Source organism: Turicimonas sp. TL08 (assembly GCF_054660695.1).
The window spans coordinates 1-255 of the sequence record NZ_BAAGDP010000102.1; the positions used below are offsets into that span (position 1 = coordinate 1).

1 rRNA gene is annotated in these 255 nt (G+C 52.2%); it reads left to right on the forward strand.

Features of this window, described 5'->3' with window-relative positions:
* Positions 1-255: ribosomal RNA gene (locus ACYQ4O_RS13120) — 16S ribosomal RNA — on the forward strand; the annotation flags it as partial.

Sequence of the window (255 nt, forward strand, 5' to 3'; positions counted from 1 at the left end):
TCCTACGGGAGGCAGCAGTGGGGAATTTTGGACAATGGGCGCAAGCCTGATCCAGCTATTCCGCGTGTGGGATGACGGCCTTCGGGTTGTAAACCACTTTTGTAGAGAACGAAAAGTCTGTTGATAAAACCGACAGATGATGACGGTACTCTAAGAATAAGCACCGGCTAACTACGTGCCAGCAGCCGCGGTAATACGTAGGGTGCGAGCGTTAATCGGAATTACTGGGCGTAAAGGGTGTGCAGGCGGTTTTGC